The following is an 18,096-nucleotide window of genomic DNA, read 5'->3' as shown; positions in this document are numbered from 1 at the left end:
ATTGAAAAAGTTGTTATTGCTGCTGACAATGCTCACACTGGTATTGTCAGCGTGTGCACCTTTTGGGGGAAAGGAAGAGGAAGAGGTCACACAAAAAACGGATGAAACGAAGGAAACAAAGGAAACAGCCATCATCCCGATGTACAATATCTCAGACTCCTATTACAAAATGGTACTGCCGTTTAAACAAGGAGCTGCGAGAGGTTTAACAGCGGAGCGTCTCAACACACGCTTGGACATTGATGAATTTGAAACAGGACTCATGCGTCTTGCAACAGAGTCATTTAATACTAACGACTATCTTTTCCAAGAAGGACAGCATTTAGATGAGGACACCGTTCTCAGCTGGCTGGCACGCAAAAAAACAGGCAGTGATCTGAAAAAGGCAGAAAAAGAAGATAAAGACTTTAAGAATCTAGGCTTAAATCCTGCTCTTCCAAACTCAGGTTCAACAAAGTCTAAAAATGAAAATAGTCCCATCTACTTAGCTTCCATGCTAGAGCATAATTACTTAATTCGAAAAGACAAAAACAGCTTACAGCTTGGCGGAGTTGTCATTGGTCTTGCACTGAACTCTGTTTATTATTACCGTGAAAAGATCGGTGACCCGCAGCAAGAGGTGACCATCGATTCATCGAAAAATTCAAAGAAACTTTTGGCAGAGGGTGAAAAAATCGCTGAACAAGTGGTCAAGCGCATTCGTCAAATGGACGGACTGCAAAAAGTGCCTGTCATGATTGCCCTTTATAAGCAAGCACCAAAATCATCTATCGTTCCAGGTAACTTTATCGCCAAAACGGATGTGAAAGCAGGCTCCGCTGATATCGGAAATTGGGATACGATCAATGAGGAGAATGTATTCTTCCCTTCAGATAATGCGAAAAGCAGCTACAAAGATGATTCAGAGCGATTTGACCGCTTCAAGACAAAGGTCGAAGACTACTTCCCGAATTATACTGGTGTTGTAGGAAAAGGCTTTTACAAAAACGGCAACCTGCAAAAAATGAAAATCGAAATTCCAATGCAGTTCTATGGAAAAACGGAAGTCGTAGCCTTCACACAATATTTAACCGGTGAAGTCATGGATTACTACAAGAGTACCAATATCGAAATCAACATTACATCTTCTGATCAACAAGAAGCCTTGATTACGAAAAATGCTGAAGACAAAGAACCGACTGTTCATATATATGACTAAATAAGAGGGATTTCCAAACTCTTGTCAAAATATTAGGAGAAACCAAGAAGAAAGGCAGGTATGTTGATGCTCGTATAATGCTGATTACCGTCAAGAACATTTAAAAAGACGATAAAGGAGAATCAGCATGCATAAAGAAGTAAAAGCACGATACGATGAACAGAAAGTCTTAAAGAAAGCGGCTCATTTGTATGACTTTCAGCTTGACCAAGTCACATTTCTAGCCGATGCAGAAAATTATGTGTATGAATATAAGGCAATGAATGGGGAGAATTATATATTAAAAATCACCCATACCATTCGTCGTTCACCCACATATATTTTAGGAGAAATGGACTGGATTCGATTCCTGGCTCATCATGGTATTTCCGTAGCAAAGCCGATTTCATCAGCAAGAGGAAAAGACGTTGAAACCATTCCTGATCAAGCCGGAGGCGCATTTTTACTTCGTGTGTATGAAAAAGCACCAGGGAGAAAAGTGAATGAAGGAGATTGGAATGGGAAGCTGTTTGAAGCGTTAGGGTCCTATACAGGACGAATGCATCAAATAACAAAACGATATCAAGTAAAAGATCCTCTTTATAAGCGTCAAGAGTGGTATGAAGAGGAGCAATTAAAGCTGGATCAATATATTCCGTCTGATCAAACGGTTGTTTTGCGAAGAAAAGATGAACTGATGCAAAAGCTTCACCAGCTCCGAATTTCGAAGGATGTGTATGGGCTGGTGCATGCTGATTTGCATCATGGAAACTTCCATTATCATCAAGGAGAGATTATCGCATTCGATTTTGATGATATTGGATATCACTGGTTTATCAATGATATTAGTATTTTGCTATACAATGTTCTTTGGTATCCAGTGATTCCATATGATGATAAAGCTGAATTTACGGCAGAATTTATGAGTCATTTTCTAAAAGGCTATCGACAGGAAAATGAGCTTGATGACGCGTGGCTGGCAACAATTCCTGATTTTCTCATGCTGCGTCATATGCTTATTTATGGGCTTTTACATCAAGCATTTGATCTCCAAACAATGACTTCTGACCAAAAAGCCATGCTGTCATGTTTTCGAAAGGAAATTGAGCAAAAAACACCAATTACTCCTTTTGACTTTCAACAGCTGGCCCGATAAAAGAAACCCCTTGCTGTGTCAAACAGCAAGGGGTTTTTTATGACTACACCGTATCACACTTCACGCCAACGACGCCTTCTAGATCTTTAATATCAAAGTACACATCGGTTGTATAGCGGTCTTTATGCACACGTACGCGTACTTCCATGATCGGATAATCCTTTTCCTTTAAATCATCAATTCGAACAGAATGAATACGGATATTGAGGGCTTTCATTTCTTTTAAAATATCGGTCATGCGGTTTCGATCAGAAAGAGACATTCTGATGCGGATTTCTTTTTCCTGCAGGCGAATCGGTCCGATCCGCTGGAAGAGCCATGGTAGAAATTCAACACTAATGAGAATAAAGAAAAGACTGAGGAAGGCTTCTTTATAAAACCCTGCACCTGTTGCAACCCCAAGTCCTGCTGCTCCCCAGATCATCGCAGAAGTCGTGAGACCTGAGATGACATCATTGCTTTTTCGAAGAATTACACCTGCTCCAATAAAACCAACACCTGATATAATTTGCGCCGGTAACCTGAGTGGGTCCATTTGAAGCTTAGAGACTCGAGGGAAATTGTAGGCTGCATCAATGCTGATGATGGTTAAGACGCAGGAGCTGACAGCAATGACAATACACGTTTTTAAGCCGAGGGGCTTTTTCTTCAGCTCTCGTTCAAGCCCGATAATCAGACCGATTAAGGTGGCCACGGCTAATTTTAAGACTGTATCCCATTCAATTGTCCAAAACATGCGTATCGCTCCTTTCACTTCATGTACGTTTCACAACATGTATATGATCTTCTCACAGCCCATATAGCTGCACAACTCTTATTTTATTCAGTTTCTGAAGAAAGAAAAGCTTTTTATTTTATTTAAAAAGAGAGTCATCCGCATTGGGCAGATGACTCTTCAATTCTTTATTTTGATTCTTCTTCAAGATGATTTTCCATTTTGGTAAACAGTTTCTTAGAAGCTTTAGATGGTTTATTGGTCAAGAGGCTGACAATGATGGCAGTCAAACCACTCAAAATAAATCCTGGAACCATTTCGTACAAGCCAGTTGTATTATTCAAGCCGGTTGAAATCCATGTTAACACTACAACTGCCCCTACAACCATTCCTGCAAGTGCACCGTGATGGTTCATTCGCTTCCAATATAGGCATAGAAGGATGACTGGACCAAATGAAGATCCAAAGCCTGCCCAAGCATAACCAACAAGGTCAAGAATGGTATCACTTGGATTAAGTGAAAGACAAAGCGCGATAATGGCAACCACCAATACAGACATACGCCCAATCATCACTAGTTCTTTGTCTGACGCTTTTCTTCTAAAGAAGGTTCGGTATAAATCCTCTGTCATGGCACTTGCAGTCACAAGCAGCTGTGAAGAGATCGAACTCATAATCGCAGCTAAAATAGCAGAGAGTAAAAATCCAGTAATATACGGGTGGAATAACACTTTAGAAAACACAATAAAGATGGTTTCTGGATCTGCTAAAGTGGTACTAGTCTCATGTACATAAGCGACACCGACTAATCCAACAGACAGTGAACCAATAACAGACACAATCATCCAGCTCATCCCGATACGACGTGCTGGTTTTAAATCTTTTACAGTCGTAATGGCCATGAATCGAACAATGATGTGCGGCTGTCCAAAGTAACCAAGCCCCCATGCTAAGAAGGAAATAATGCCAATGACGCTCGTTCCTCTGAATATATCAAGCAATTTTGGATCAATTTGTTGGATATCTTGATACGTGGCAATTGGGCCACCTAATTGAGTAAAGGCAACGATCGGCACGAGCACTAATGCTAAAAACATAATGGCTCCTTGAACAAAATCAGTTAAGCTCACTGCCAAAAAGCCGCCGAATAAAGTGTATAAGATCACGATACTAGAGGTTAAAATTAAACCAAATATATAATTGGCACCAAACGCAGATTCGAATAAACGACCGCCAGATACCATACCTGATGAGGTGTACAGTGTAAAGAAAATCATAATAATGACAGCTGAGACAGCTTTTAATAAAGTAGAAGAATCTTTAAATCGTTTGTCAAAAAAGTCTGGAATGGTGATCGCATCATCAGCAACCTCAGTATACGATCGTAAGCGAGGAGCTAAAAATAGATAATTCAAGTAAGCCCCACTAATCAAACCAACAGCAAGCCATCCTGACGAAAGCCCTGTTGTATACATCGCGCCTGGAAGCCCCATGAGCATCCAGCCGCTCATATCTGAAGCACCAGCAGATAGAGCTGTCACGTAAGGACCCAGCCCGCGTCCGCCCAACATATAATCATTTAAGTCATTTGTTTTTCTAAATGCATACCAGCCAATGGCCAGCATTCCAATAAAATAAATAGCTAGAGAAATTCCAATCTCAATACTCATGTTTCCATATCACCTTTTTCGTATTAATTTGACATCACCTCATTCAAAATATACAAGAACATTCAAATCGTCTGTCTGCTCACTGCTATGGTTACTTAACCTAACAGAGTATTCCCTGCTGATCAACCTTCTTAAACCTCTTTCTTACATAAAAAAATGCGTAAATGATTGATAAGAATCTATATGTAAGCGTTATCAAAAACATTTAAAAGAAAAAATTTTCTGATAAATAATCAACTTCTGATACAAATCATTTTCATACTTTCTGGTTTTAAGGGTGATGGGGAGAATGGCTACCTTCTGAAGCCTGCGTAAAGTTGCTTTAGAACAGTAAAATTTGATATGATAAAGTGTATATGACTTATGATCATGACCACGAGTACGCATCATTTTTGGAGGTGAACCTGCATGTCAAGAATTTCAATAGAAGAAGTCAAGCACGTTGCCCATTTAGCAAGGCTTGCGATTACAGAAGAAGAAGCTGAGATGTTTACAGAACAGCTTGATAGCATCATTTCATTTGCAGAGCAGTTAAACGAGGTAGATACGGAAAACGTTGAACCTACTACACACGTATTAAAAATGAAAAACGTCATGAGAGAAGATGTTCCGAATAAAGGTCTTTCCATTGAGGCAGTCGTCAAAAACGCGCCTGATCATAAAGACGGCTATATTCGTGTGCCATCAATTTTGGACTAAAGGAGGCCCGAGACATGTCACTGTTTGATCACAAAATTTCTGAATTAAAAGAGCTTTTACATAAAAAGGAACTGGCTGTTTCTGATTTAGTGGACGAGTCTTATAAACGAATCAATGAAGTAGACGGAAAAGTACAAGCATTCCTTGCACTGGACGAAGAGAAAGCACGTGCGTATGCAAAGGAATTGGACGAGGCAGTTGGTGAAAAGGACGAGCTTGGCCTATTGTTCGGTATGCCAATTGGTGTGAAAGATAACATTGTTACAAAGGATTTGCGTACAACAGCTTCAAGTAAAATCCTGCAAAACTTTGATCCTATTTATGATGCAACCGTTGTGAACCGCCTAAGAGACGCAGAAGCAGTCACAATCGGTAAATTAAATATGGACGAATTTGCTATGGGATCTTCTACGGAGAACTCAGGCTTCAAAGCGACGAAAAACCCATGGAATTTAAATACCGTTCCAGGCGGATCAAGCGGTGGATCAGCAGCTTCTGTTGCAGCAGGTGAAGTACCATTCTCACTTGGATCAGATACAGGCGGTTCTATTCGTCAGCCGGCATCTTTCTGCGGGGTTGTCGGTCTTAAGCCGACATATGGCCGTGTATCCAGATACGGATTAATCGCATTTGCTTCATCATTAGACCAAATTGGTCCGATTACACGTAATGTAGAAGACAACGCATATGTTCTTCAAGCCATTGCAGGTGTCGATCAAATGGACGCAACAAGTGCAAATGTCGATGTCCCAGATTTTCTTTCTTCATTAACTGGCGACATCAAAGGCTTGAAAATTGCTGTGCCGAAAGAATACCTTGGCGAAGGCGTTGGCGAGGAAGCAAAAGAATCTGTTCTTCAAGCGTTAAAAGTATTAGAAGGACTTGGTGCTTCGTGGGAAGAAGTGTCTCTTCCGCATTCTAAATATGCGCTTGCGACTTACTACTTACTGTCTTCTTCAGAAGCATCTGCGAACCTTGCTCGTTTTGACGGCATTCGCTATGGCTACCGTACAGATAATGCAGACAACCTGATTGATTTATACAAAAATACTCGTTCTGAAGGCTTCGGAGACGAAGTGAAGCGCCGCATCATGCTTGGTACATTCGCGCTAAGCTCAGGATATTATGATGCGTACTATAAAAAAGCACAAAAAGTCCGTACATTGATCAAAAAAGACTTTGAAGATGTTTTCGAAAAGTATGATGTCATTGTAGGACCAACAACACCAACTCCTGCATTTAAGATTGGTGAAAAGACAAGCGACCCGCTGACCATGTATGCAAACGATATTTTAACGATCCCTGTTAACCTTGCAGGCGTTCCAGGAATCAGTGTACCTTGTGGATTTGCAAATGGGCTTCCGTTAGGACTGCAAATCATCGGCAAGCACTTTGACGAAGGAACAGTGTACCGCGTGGCTCACGCTTTTGAGCAAGCAACAGATCATCATAAAGCAAAACCTGAACTGTAAGGGGTGAATTAGAATGAACTTTGAAACGGTAATTGGACTTGAAGTCCACGTAGAGCTAAAAACACAATCGAAAATTTTCTCAAGCTCGCCGACACCTTTTGGTGCAGCTGCCAACACGCAAACAAGTGTCATCGACCTTGGCTATCCTGGCGTACTGCCTGTACTGAACAAAGAAGCGGTGAACTTTGCGATGAAAGCGGCCATGGCGCTGAACTGTGAAATCGCAACAGATACAAAATTTGACCGTAAAAACTATTTCTATCCTGATAACCCAAAGGCGTATCAAATTTCTCAATTTGATAAACCGATCGGTGAAAACGGCTGGATTGAAATTGAAGTAGAAGGCAAAACAAAACGAATCGGTATTACGCGTCTCCATTTGGAAGAGGATGCAGGGAAACTGACGCACACAGGTGACGGTTACTCACTCGTCGATTTCAACCGTCAAGGCACGCCGCTTGTTGAAATCGTATCTGAGCCAGACATTCGTACTCCAGAAGAAGCGTATGCTTACTTAGAAAAATTAAAATCCATTATTCAATATACAGGCGTTTCTGACTGTAAGATGGAAGAAGGCTCACTTCGCTGTGATGCCAATATTTCTCTTCGCCCAATCGGCCGTGAAGAGTTTGGTACAAAGACAGAGCTCAAAAACTTAAACTCATTCGCTTTCGTACAAAAAGGCCTTGAATTCGAAGAAAAGCGTCAAGAGCAAGTATTGCTTTCTGGCGGCTTGATCGAACAGGAAACCCGTCGTTATGACGAAGCGTCTAAAAAGACGATCCTGATGCGTGTCAAAGAGGGCTCTGATGATTACCGCTACTTCCCAGAACCGGATTTGGTGGAGCTGTACATTGATGACGAGTGGAAAGAACGCGTAAGAGCATCGATCCCAGAGCTTCCAGACGAGCGCCGCAAACGCTATATTGATGAGCTTGGACTCCCTGCATACGATGCAATGGTACTCACGCTGACGAAAGAAATGTCTGATTTCTTTGAAGCGACCATTTCAGAAGGTGCAGAAGCGAAGCAAGCTTCAAACTGGCTCATGGGTGAAGTATCTGCTTACTTAAACTCTGCTCAAAAAGAGCTGGACGATACAAAGCTAACGCCGCAAGGACTTGCTGGCATGATTAAGCTCATTGAAAAAGGAACGATTTCCTCTAAGATTGCGAAAAAGGTATTCAAAGAGCTCATTGAAAATGGGGGAGATGCAGAAACAATCGTCAATGAAAAAGGACTTGTCCAAATTTCTGACGAAGGTGCGCTGCTTAAACTTGTTACAGAAGCACTTGATAACAACCCGCAATCCATTGAAGACTTTAAAAATGGTAAAGACCGCGCGATTGGTTTCTTAGTCGGACAAATCATGAAAGCATCGAAGGGCCAAGCTAACCCGCCGATGGTGAACAAGATTCTCCTTGAAGAAATCAAAAAACGTTAAATAGCAAAAAACCGCCTGATGAAATAGGCGGTTTTTTTGCTTGAAATGACAGGGTCTTATCATAGATTCAGACCACCGCCGTATATCAATTTAGAGAATCTTTTCTTATAATGAAGCATAAGCGAAAGTGCACATTCGAAGGGGAAAAGGTGAGCTAAATCGAAAAACAGCACGTCATGTTACTGAAGAAATAGCTTCAATTGCTCCACTGCTCTTAGAACAGCAGGTTCCTCACACTTTTCTAAATTCGTCAGCATCCCTTGGATGACTGGCTTACGAGGTTCAGCTTTTGCCAGCTCTTCTTCAATCACTTCAATGGATACAACGGTATCATCTGAAAGCAGATGATCAAGCTTTAACGAACGAAGCTCCTCCTGAAGGGAAGCAGCACTCGGCGCTTCATCATCCCAAATGGCTTGCTTCAAAATCGGCTTCGTCTGAGAACGAAGCAAGCCTTGGACCAGATCATCAAACCGTTCGAGTATAAAGGATGAGAGCTCATTAAATGATAATTGCATTTGATCCTGTAAAAGCAGAACCTGCACATACGATTGAATAATTCCTTGAATCATGACTGACAGGTCAGTTATATAGGGTTCGATCTCCTGTCCATAAGTCGTCAAGATGGAAATTTGAATTTCATCGTTCATTTGCTTTTTCACAGTTTTTGAATACTTTTTAATCTGCTGGTTTTCCGGAATAATGTTCTCGCTGAGGATCAGAATGATAAAATCCTTGTTCTCAGCAAAATGCTGAAACTGTTCAGCGATTTGTTTCTGAAAGATCTCTCTCGGCGCGAGATGCTGATTCTCTTTTCGAATCATTTCGATAGTTTGCATCGAAGTGTCGATATAATATTCAAACGCTCGGTTGAAAAGCTGTTCTTTTGATTTGAAATGTAAATAAAATGCGCCTTTTGATATTCCGCATTCATCTGCAATTTCCTGAATGGTCGTAGAAGAAAAACCCTTTTTCGCAAACAATTGGATGCTTGCTTTAATGATTTTTTCTTTTTTTTCGTTCATGAAATAAGGCCCCTTCAGCTTTAGAATGTTACGTCAAACGCAAGTGAAATGGTTGACGGCATTGTATATCACCGTTTATTATGATATAGAATGACCAGTCAGTCAATACATAAAGGAAAATGGAGGATATAATGAATTCGATCATCAATTTTGTGTTAAAGAATAAGTTCGCTGTATGGCTCATGACGATTATCGTAACAGTTGCTGGTCTATATGCCGGATTGAATATGAAACAAGAATCAATCCCGAATATCAACACGCCAGTCATTACGGTTTCTACAACGTACCCTGGCGCAACGCCGGACGAAGTATCAGATAAGGTGACAGATCCAATTGAAAAGTCGATTCAAAACCTCAATGGGGTCAGCGTAGTCACTTCTAATTCTTTTGAAAATGCATCATCCATTCAAATCGAGTACGATTACAACAAAGACATGGATGAAGCAAAAAAGGAAATTGAAGATGCGATTAGCAATATCGATTTCCCTGAAAATGCAGAAAAACCTAAAATCGCACGCTTTAGTATTAATGCGATTCCAATCCTAGCCCTTAGTGTCTCTGGTGATAAAGAATCATTACAAGACCTTACACAAAAAGTAGAAAATGATCTCGTTCCTTCACTTCAAGGATTAGACGGTGTCTCTTCTGTCGAAACTTCAGGACAGCAAATCAAAGAAGTAGAATTTTCGTTTAAACAAAAGAAATTAAAAGAATACGGTCTCGATGAAGATACCGTCCAAAACATGATTAAAGGCTCTGATGTGAATGTACCATTAGGTCTATACACATTTGGCAACAAACAAAAATCAGTTGTCGTGGACGGCAATATTTTAAGCGTCAAAGATTTGAAAAACATGCGCATTCCAGTCACACCAAGTGCAGGCGGCGGTGCGGGAAGCGCTGGAGCTGGAGCACCTTCTAGCGGTTCAGAAAACCCAGGTGCGCAAGGTGCGGAGCAGCAGGCTGGAAGTGCAAGTCAGCAGCAAGCAGCAGCTCAGCAGCCAGCAGGTGGAGGTGCAGCAAGCAGTCAATCTGTAGAGCTGCCGACGATCAAGCTATCTGAGATAGCAGATATTAAAGTCGTAAAAGATGCAGAATCGATCTCTAGAACGAATGGAAAAGACAGTATCGGTCTGCAAATTGTCAAAGGCTCTGATGCCAACACAGTGAGTGTAGCAGAAGAAGTGACAAAAGAGCTTGAGAAATTCAAAAAAGACAACAAAGGCATCAAAGTAAGCACCACATATGATCAAGCAGAGCCGATTAAAGAGTCTGTCAGCACAATGCTGAACAAGGCGATCATCGGAGCAATCTTTGCGATCATTATCATTATGTTGTTCCTGCGAGATATCAAATCAACATTAATTTCGGTCATTTCCATTCCGTTATCTCTGTTGATTGCTGTTTTAATATTAAATCAGCTGGATATCACGTTAAATATTATGACACTTGGTGCCATGACCGTCGCCATCGGGCGTGTTGTCGATGACTCGATAGTGGTCATAGAAAATATCTATCGACGAATGGCGTTAAAGGATGAACCGTTAAAAGGTAAGGCACTCGTCAGAGAAGCCACAAAAGAAATGTTTATCCCAATCATGTCTTCGACGATTGTGACAATTGCAGTATTCTTACCGTTAGCATTAGTAGGTGGAATGATTGGTGAACTATTCATCCCATTTGCCCTAACAATTGTGTTTGCGTTGCTTGCTTCACTGCTTGTCGCTATTACAATTGTTCCAATGATGGCACACAGTCTATTTAAAAAGAATCTCTACGGCACAGCGAAAAAAGTAAAAGAGCATAAACCAAGCAAACTTGCTGGCGGTTATAGACGTGTACTTAATTGGACACTCAACCATAAATGGATCACATCAGGAATTGCCATTCTTATGCTTGTCGGAAGCTTATTCTTAGCACCACTTGTCGGTGTCAGCTTCTTACCACAGGAAGCAGAGAAAACGGCCATGGTAACATATACACCTGAACCTGGACAAACGAGAGAGCAAGCAATTGATGAAACGAAAAAAGCTGAAGAATATTTGATGAAACGTGACCATGTCAATACAGTTCAGTATTCACTAGGCTCTTCAAATGCCATGACCGCAAGTGTTGGCGGTAACTCTAACGGTGCATTATTCTTCGTACAATATGATGATGACACGCCAAACTTTGATAAAGAAAAAGACCGGGTGGTCAAAGCCCTTCAAGACAAAGCGTCTAAAGGGGAATGGAAATCACAAAACTTCTCATCTGCTGGTGCAAATAATACCGTGACATACTATGTGTACGGGGACAAAGCAAGTGATATTGAAGGCACAGTAAAAGATGTTGAGAACATCTTAAAAGATGAGAAAAACCTGAAAAATGTCAGCACAAGCTTATCTGAGAAATACGATGAATATACGTTTAATGCAGATCAAGAAAAACTAGCGAAACTAGGTCTAACTGCTTCACAAATCGCTCAAGCAATTGCACCTCAAAATAGTGAAACAACACTGACGAAAGTCACAGAGGACGGCAAAGAACTTGATGTGAAGCTTCAAACGGAAAAAGATGAATATAAGAGCAAAAAAGATTTAGAAAATAAAAAGATCACCACACCAACAGGGCAAGAAGTCCGAATTGGTGATGTCGTCAAAGTAAAAGATGGTACGACTGCAAATACGGTGACAAAACGTGATGGAAAAATCTACGCAGAAGTGTCTGGTGACATGACAACAGACGACGTCTCAAGTGTAACGCAGGATGTTCAGAAGAAAGTCGACAAGCTTGATCTAAAATCTGGCGTAACGATTGACACAGGCGGCGTAAGTGCGGATATTGAGGAATCCTTTACACAGCTGGGCCTTGCAATGCTTGCAGCGATTGCCATTGTGTATCTCGTTCTCGTCATCACATTTGGCGGAGGTCTTGCACCATTTGCGATTCTTTTCTCCCTGCCATTTACGATTATTGGCGCACTGCTTGGATTGTTTATAGCAAAAGAAACCATCAGCTTAAATGCCATGATTGGATTGCTCATGCTGATCGGTATCGTTGTAACTAATGCCATTGTCTTGATTGACCGAGTGATTCATAAAGAACAAGAAGGTCTCTCAACAAGAGAAGCGTTACTTGAAGCAGGTACAACAAGATTACGTCCAATCTTAATGACGGCACTTGCGACAATTGGTGCACTGCTACCACTCGCATTAGGATTTGAAGGCGGAAGCCAGATCGTATCAAAAGGACTTGGTGTTACCGTAATTGGCGGCTTAACAAGTTCTACACTTCTCACATTGGTTATCGTTCCAATCGTGTATGAAATGTTAAGCAAGTTTAGACGTAAGAAAAAGTACGCAGAAGAAGAGTAAGAGGAAGCCCCGCCAATGAGCGGGGCTTTTTTTATGTTGAAATCTGACAAACAGCTTTTCTCATAAGCTCTTCAAATGCGTGGAAAAAGGCATCACGATCGACATGGTCAATCACTTGAATTGATTTTCCATCTGGATGCTCTTCAGTGCGACCTTGTCTAGGCGTTTCGGTATAAACGATTGCGTTCACTTCTTTTGAACGGGTAAATGATGTAGAAGCAAGAGTAATCGTTGTTAGCACGTCCCATAAGTAGTAAGTCGAGTTCGTTTCATGATGAATGAGCGGGGGACAAAAGGCGTAGCACTGTCCGATAAAATCTATTCCAATATAAGAACGAAGAGAAGCCCAGCGCTGACGTACATCAAGTGTAAGCGGGACTTGATTTGTACTTTCAAGCGCGACCATTTCAATAGGAAACGGTTCCTGAAAGACAGTGCTGACAGCATAAGGGTCCCAAAAGGCATTCCATTCTGCTGTCCCATCATGCTCGGGCTCTTCAACATTGCCTTTTTCAAGGAACGTTCCACCCATCCACACCAATTTTTCAATTCTATTAGAGATCGAAGGATCTTCTTCTAAAGCGCGTGCAAGATCTGTGAGCGGACCAGTAAAGAGCAGGGTGACAGGTTCTTTTGCCTTCTTAACCGTTTCAATCAGGTGAAGGTGTGCTGGCAGCTTGGACACTTTTGTATCAACAGTGCCTTTTTCATTTAAAATTGGCAGAGCATCTACATAAAAAGCATGCATACGCCACTCCTTCGGAAATGGATTGACGCCTCTAGAAGTTGAAGCAGCAACTTCAATTTCATAAGGACTGAAGCGATCAATGATTTTTTGAGATGCACTGAGAGCAGGCTCTAAATAACAATCAGCAGGAATCACAGACATTCCAATGACTTTCACATGTTCCATTTGAAGGAGAAGAAATAAAGAGACGAGATCATCAACACCGCCGTCATGATTAAAATAGACAGGCTTTTTCATCGCATATCATCCTTTACAGTGTTTACCTTTATCTTATCAGAATGCTTTCTTGCTGAGGGAGGTTGGCTAGGAGATTTCACATAATTAGGTGGTTGTTTTGTTGCCATTTTCAAATCTCATAGTATAATTAAAGGTTGTTAGTGGTGAAAATAGATTGCATAATGAATATAGGATGATGATGAATGAAACGTGCTCGAATTATATACAATCCGACATCTGGGCGTGAACTCTTCAAGAAGAATTTACCGCAGGTTTTGCAAAAATTTGAACAAGCTGGCTATGAAACTTCTTGTCATGCGACGACATGTGCAGGAGATGCCACGCAAGCAGCAGAAAAAGCCGCACAGAGAGATTTTGATTTAATTGTAGCAGCAGGTGGAGACGGCACGATCAATGAAGTCGTCAACGGACTAGCACCGCTTGAAAAAAGACCAAAACTAGGAATTATTCCAGTTGGAACGACAAATGATTTCGCAAGAGCACTTGGAATTCCACGAGAAGGTGTTTTGAAAGCGACAGATGCCATTATTGAGGGTGTAGCAAAGCCGCTTGATATCGGTAAAGTCAATGGCCATTATTTTATTAATATTGCTGGCGGCGGCCGGTTAACAGAGCTCACCTATGAGGTGCCTAGTAAGCTGAAGACCATGCTTGGACAGCTTGCTTATTATTTAAAAGGCATGGAGATGCTTCCTTCTATCCGCCCGACAGAAGTCGAAATTGAATATGACGGCAAATTGTTTCATGGAGAAATCATGCTGTTTCTTGTTTCACTCACAAACTCAGTAGGCGGCTTTGAAAAACTAGCGCCAGATTCCATTTTAGATGATGGGATGTTTGACCTGATTATTCTAAAGAAGGTCAATTTAGCAGAAGCCATTCGAGTGGTTAGTCTTGCTCTTAGAGGCGAGCATATTCATGATAACAATGTCATCTACGCAAAAGCGAATCGCGTGAAGGTAGATGTAAAAGATAAAATGCAATTGAATTTAGATGGTGAATACGGCGGCATGCTGCCAGGTGAATTTGAAAACCTGTATCGCCATATTGAATTTATTGTGCCAAAAGCAACAGCTGAAAAAATAGGGTGAAGACTGAACTTGGTTCCTTATGGCGGCCAAGTTTTTCTTTGCAAATGAGGTGATAAAATTGGTGAAAATGAAACCGCCTGTTGAAAAGAATGAATACTACAATGTAACCTTCGAAGACTTAACGCATGAAGGTGCAGGTGTAGCGAAAATTGAAGGATTCCCTGTCTTTGTACCAAATGCCCTTCCTGACGAACAAGGGCAAATCAAAGTCACACGAGTCAAAAAAGGATTTGCTTTTGGACGACTCATGGAGCTGACAAAGGAAAGTCAGCACAGGCAAGATGCGCCATGTCCCATTTACAAGCAGTGCGGCGGCTGTCAAATTCAGCATATGAGCTATGAAGGCCAGCTGCTATTCAAACAAAAACAAGTAAAGGACGTTTTAGAGCGGATCGGCAAGCTTGATATGAGCCGTGTAAAAGTTCATCCTGTACTCGGCATGGAAGACCCTTGGAATTACCGAAACAAAGCACAAGTTCCAGTTGGCGAACGGGAAGGCGGACTTGTTGCAGGATTTTATCAGCAGCGTACCCATGAAATCATTGATATGGAAAAATGTTTGATTCAACAGTCAGAAAACGACGAAGTGGTACAGGCAGTAAAAGACATATGCAATGCGTTTGGCATCAAAGCATATAACGAAGAGCGGCACAAAGGCTGGCTGCGTCATGTGATGGTTCGCTACGGTATTGCAACAGGTGAAATGATGGTTGTGTTTGTGACTAGAACGGCTGACTTTCCGCAAAAGCAGCAGGTGATTGAGCAGATTATAGCACGCTTCCCACATGTTCGGTCAATTGTGCAAAACGTGAATTCAAAGAAAACAAATGTCATTTTCGGAGACGAAACAACCGTTTTATGGGGAGAAGAATACATTTATGACACGATTGGCGACATCAAATTTGCCATTTCAGCTCGTTCGTTTTATCAAGTGAACCCAGCCCAAACAAAGGTGCTTTATGACAAAGCGCTTGAATATGCAGAGCTGCAAGGCGAAGAAACCGTCATCGATGCCTACTGCGGAATCGGTACGATTTCCTTATTTCTCGCACAAAAAGCAGGCAGAGTATATGGGGTTGAAATTGTTCCAGAAGCAATTGAAGATGCAAAACGAAACGCTGCCTTAAACGGAATCAATAATGTTGAATTCGCAGTCGGCGAAGCAGAAGCGGTTATTCCGAATTGGTACAAAGAAGGCATCAAAGCAGATACATTAGTCGTTGATCCTCCAAGAAAGGGCTGTGACGAAGCATTACTTGACACCATTTTAAAGATGAAACCAAACCGAGTTGTTTATGTATCCTGTAATCCTGGGACGCTTGCTCGTGATTTGCGTATTCTTGAAGATGGCGGGTATGTGACGGAGGAAGTGCAGCCGGTGGATATGTTTCCGCATACCAACCATGTAGAATGTGTAGCAAGTCTTGTGATTAATCAGTAATGTATTGAGACATCCCGATTTCGTGAAAAACATCGATATCGGGATGTTTTTATTTTTGTATGTTCAATCGGCACTAAAAAATGATATTTGGAAGTGGAATTTATATTTTTATCCCGTAATTCATTACCAAATGTCCTTTTTTGCAATTTTGCCCGGTTCATATTAAAGTATATAATGATAAAAATTGCTGAAAGAATTTACAGAAGGACATGCCCTAAAAGGCGCTATGTCATGAGAGGAATTGGATGAAAGATGAGTAAAAATTTCTGGCGTGATTTACCGCGGCCATTTTTTATATTAGCACCAATGGAAGAAGTGACAGATGTTGTGTTTCGTCATGTCGTGAGTGAGGCGGCGAGACCGGATGTGTTTTTTACAGAGTTTACGAACAGTGAGAGCTATTGCCATCCTGATGGCATTCAAAGTGTGAAGGGGCGTTTAACGTTTACAGAGGATGAGCAGCCGATTGTTGCTCATATTTGGGGAGACAAGCCTGAGAACTTTAGACAAATGAGCATTGGAATGGCGGAAATGGGATTTCAGGGGCTTGATATTAATATGGGCTGTCCTGTTCCAAATGTCACGCAAAACGGGAAGGGAAGCGGCTTGATTCTTCGTCCAGACGTTGCCGCAGAGCTGATTCAAGCAGCAAAAGCTGGGGGATTACCTGTCAGCGTCAAAACAAGACTAGGTTTTACTGAAGTCGATGAATGGCGCGGGTGGCTTAGACACATTTTGGAGCAAGATATTGTGAATTTATCGATCCACCTTCGCACAAGAAAGGAAATGAGCCAGGTGGATGCTCATTGGGAGCTCATTCCTGAGATTAAAAAACTTCGTGATGAAGTAGCACCTGATACGCTTTTAACAATCAATGGTGATATTCCAGATCGTCAAACAGGCTTAAAACTTGCTGAACAGTATGGAGTGGACGGCGTGATGATTGGGCGCGGGATTTTCCATAACCCATTTGCTTTTGAAAAAGAGCCGAAGGAGCATACAAGTGATGAACTGCTCGGTCTTTTAAGATTACATCTTGATCTCCATGATCAATACTCATCACTAGGTTTGCGTCCATTCAAGGCACTGCACCGTTTCTTTAAGATTTATGTAAAAGGATTCAGAGGAGCGAGTTTCTTGAGAAATCAATTAATGAACACATCATCAACAGATGAAGTGCGTGCCATGCTGGATGAGTTTGAAGCGAGAAATCAAGAACAATCATGACCAACAAGAGGAGGGGGAACCCTTCTCTTTTTTTATTGAATAGGACTATTAAACTAGTTCACTTAAATGGTAAAATGAGATAGAAATAACAATTGGAGGTATTTTATTTGAAACCATTTTGGGATAAAGATAGAGAAAGCGAAGAAACATTTAAGAAAATCAATGAGAAAGGCATTGCAAAAGCGGAAAAGAAGCTAGGCGTCATCCTGCCTGATACATATAAGCAACTGATCCTCGAACAAAATGGCGGGTATACATTGCATAACGCTTTTCCAACGGACCAGCCGAATGGATGGGCAGAGGATCATGTATCATTTGATCATTTAAGAGGAATTGCCAAAGACGAAGGCATTATGGATAGTGATTATTTAATAGAAGAATGGGAATTGCCTGAGGGACTTGTGCTCATTTGTGGGGATGGTCATACGTGGATTGCATTGGATTATAGAGAAACAAAGGAGCATCCGCCGATTCACTACTTTGATTTAGAAGATGAGACGGATTTTAAATTAGCGGATTCGTTTGATGAACTGATTGCTGGGCATTATACTGCTGAATAACATGAAAAGGAAAAGGCAGCCGCGAGTAGATATATTTCATTAAAACCGTTGTTATATAGTATTTTTTGAGAGAGACAA

General features: G+C 41.3%; 13 protein-coding genes and 1 pseudogene. 10 read left to right on the top strand and 4 right to left on the bottom strand.

Translation table 11 applies throughout. From position 1 onward, the window contains the following. Nucleotide 1: 1 nt before the first annotated feature. Together AAZR19_RS16475 and AAZR19_RS16470 are read left to right on the top strand one after the other, a co-directional pair. Nucleotides 2–1,198: a CamS family sex pheromone protein gene (locus AAZR19_RS16475; RefSeq protein WP_163115650.1), complete on the top strand. Its 1,197-nt coding sequence runs from the start codon at nucleotides 2–4 to the stop codon at nucleotides 1,196–1,198. Nucleotides 1,199–1,325: 127 nt separating this feature from the next. Next, nucleotides 1,326–2,333, top strand: a complete 1,008-nt coding sequence (locus AAZR19_RS16470) for a phosphotransferase enzyme family protein (protein ID WP_163115649.1) — start codon at nucleotides 1,326–1,328, stop codon at nucleotides 2,331–2,333. Between the two features lie 43 nt (nucleotides 2,334–2,376). On the opposite strand, the gene AAZR19_RS16465 is transcribed toward AAZR19_RS16470, so the two are convergent. Together AAZR19_RS16465 and putP are read right to left on the bottom strand one after the other, a co-directional pair. Then, nucleotides 2,377–3,069, bottom strand: coding sequence for an MgtC/SapB family protein (locus AAZR19_RS16465; protein WP_024424547.1), 693 nt, complete (start codon nucleotides 3,067–3,069; stop codon nucleotides 2,377–2,379). A gap of 167 nt (nucleotides 3,070–3,236) precedes the next feature. After that, nucleotides 3,237–4,718, bottom strand: a complete 1,482-nt coding sequence (gene putP / locus AAZR19_RS16460; protein ID WP_041108664.1) for a sodium/proline symporter PutP — start codon at nucleotides 4,716–4,718, stop codon at nucleotides 3,237–3,239. 408 nt (nucleotides 4,719–5,126) lie between these two features. Here putP and gatC point away from each other — a divergent pair, with 408 nt between their 5' ends. Genes gatC through gatB form a run of 3 tightly spaced genes read left to right on the top strand, consistent with a single transcriptional unit; the run spans nucleotide 5,127 to nucleotide 8,333 of the window. Then, the gene (gene gatC / locus AAZR19_RS16455; protein ID WP_024424549.1) at nucleotides 5,127–5,417 is read left to right on the top strand and encodes an Asp-tRNA(Asn)/Glu-tRNA(Gln) amidotransferase subunit GatC; all 291 of its coding nucleotides are present in this window, start codon (nucleotides 5,127–5,129) and stop codon (nucleotides 5,415–5,417) included. A gap of 14 nt (nucleotides 5,418–5,431) precedes the next feature. Continuing rightward, nucleotides 5,432–6,889, top strand: coding sequence for an Asp-tRNA(Asn)/Glu-tRNA(Gln) amidotransferase subunit GatA (gene gatA, locus AAZR19_RS16450; protein ID WP_218677249.1), 1,458 nt, complete (start codon nucleotides 5,432–5,434; stop codon nucleotides 6,887–6,889). Between the two features lie 13 nt (nucleotides 6,890–6,902). Continuing rightward, nucleotides 6,903–8,333 (top strand): Asp-tRNA(Asn)/Glu-tRNA(Gln) amidotransferase subunit GatB, encoded by a 1,431-nt coding sequence (gene gatB / locus AAZR19_RS16445; protein ID WP_218677248.1) that lies wholly within the window; start codon nucleotides 6,903–6,905, stop codon nucleotides 8,331–8,333. A gap of 179 nt (nucleotides 8,334–8,512) precedes the next feature. Here the strand turns inward: gatB and AAZR19_RS16440 are convergent, their stop codons facing one another. Beyond that, entirely contained in the window at nucleotides 8,513–9,358 is an 846-nt protein-coding gene (locus AAZR19_RS16440; RefSeq protein WP_218677247.1) for a TetR/AcrR family transcriptional regulator, read from the bottom strand. 131 nt (nucleotides 9,359–9,489) lie between these two features. On the opposite strand from AAZR19_RS16440, the gene AAZR19_RS16435 reads away from it, so the two are divergent. Then, nucleotides 9,490–12,714, top strand: a complete 3,225-nt coding sequence (locus AAZR19_RS16435) for an efflux RND transporter permease subunit (RefSeq protein WP_218677246.1) — start codon at nucleotides 9,490–9,492, stop codon at nucleotides 12,712–12,714. A 31-nt stretch (nucleotides 12,715–12,745) separates the two neighbouring features. On the opposite strand, the gene AAZR19_RS16430 is transcribed toward AAZR19_RS16435, so the two are convergent. Next, entirely contained in the window at nucleotides 12,746–13,699 is a 954-nt protein-coding gene (locus tag AAZR19_RS16430; protein ID WP_076841116.1) for a nucleoside hydrolase, read from the bottom strand. A gap of 182 nt (nucleotides 13,700–13,881) precedes the next feature. On the opposite strand from AAZR19_RS16430, the gene AAZR19_RS16425 reads away from it, so the two are divergent. From AAZR19_RS16425 to AAZR19_RS16410, 4 genes and pseudogenes are all read left to right on the top strand, one after another. Further along, nucleotides 13,882–14,790, top strand: a complete 909-nt coding sequence (locus AAZR19_RS16425) for a diacylglycerol kinase (protein WP_024424554.1) — start codon at nucleotides 13,882–13,884, stop codon at nucleotides 14,788–14,790. A 61-nt stretch (nucleotides 14,791–14,851) separates the two neighbouring features. Next, nucleotides 14,852–16,231 carry a 23S rRNA (uracil(1939)-C(5))-methyltransferase RlmD gene (gene rlmD / locus AAZR19_RS16420; RefSeq protein ID WP_076841157.1) on the top strand — a complete coding sequence of 460 codons (1,380 nt, stop codon included), beginning with the start codon at nucleotides 14,852–14,854 and terminating at the stop codon, nucleotides 16,229–16,231. Nucleotides 16,232–16,483: 252 nt separating this feature from the next. After that, entirely contained in the window at nucleotides 16,484–17,458 is a 975-nt protein-coding gene (locus AAZR19_RS16415; protein WP_041108655.1) for a tRNA dihydrouridine synthase, read from the top strand. A gap of 107 nt (nucleotides 17,459–17,565) precedes the next feature. Next, nucleotides 17,566–18,015, top strand: a pseudogene (locus AAZR19_RS16410) (SMI1/KNR4 family protein); the annotation flags it as partial. Nucleotides 18,016–18,096: the final 81 nt, after the last annotated feature.

It is taken from the genome of Bacillus sp. Je.9.29.b (assembly GCF_051129925.1).
In the GTDB taxonomy this organism is placed as follows: Bacteria; Bacillota; Bacilli; order Bacillales; family Bacillaceae; genus Bacillus; species Bacillus safensis.
Note: the sequence above shows the minus strand (reverse complement) of the source record. Positions and strands in the feature narration are given on the sequence as shown.